The sequence below is a fragment of the Lacihabitans soyangensis genome, assembly GCF_024343775.1.
Lineage (GTDB): Bacteria > Bacteroidota > Bacteroidia > Cytophagales > Spirosomataceae > Leadbetterella > Leadbetterella soyangensis.
Genome location: NZ_RJUF01000168.1, coordinates 1 through 455 on the forward strand (window position 1 = coordinate 1; position 455 = coordinate 455).

The 455-nt window shown below is 40.4% G+C and carries 1 protein-coding gene; it reads left to right on the forward strand.

All coding sequences use genetic code 11. The annotated features are described in order from the left end of the window. Nucleotides 1–455, forward strand: a 455-nt coding sequence (locus EGI31_RS15275; RefSeq protein WP_445468530.1) for an Ig-like domain-containing protein, incomplete at both ends; no start/stop codon positions are given.

The following is a 455-nucleotide window of genomic DNA, read 5'->3' on the forward strand; positions in this document are numbered from 1 at the left end:
GAATCAAAACATATGTGAAGGAAATCTTATAAACCTGACTTCCTCCGGAGGCGGTGACTATTCTTGGACTGGACCGAGTGGATTTACATCAACCTCTCAAAATCCAACGATAAACAGTTCTAATGTCTTAAATACTGGAGTTTATAGCCTAACCATTACCACTAATGGCTGTACAGCTAGTGCAACTACGAGTGTGACAGTGAATCCGATTCCAACCTTGACAGCAGGTGCCAATCAAACCCTCTGTGAAGGCAACGCTATAAACCTTACTTCAACAGGAAGTGGAGATTTTTCATGGTCAGGACCAAACGGTTTTAGTTCGCTAATTCAAAATCCTACAATAAGTGTGGCATCCCTTAACCAAAGCGGGATTTATACAGTTACACTTTCTTTGAATGGTTGTTCAAGCTCTGCCACTACTTCAATAACTGTTAATTCTCTGCCAATAATAACAA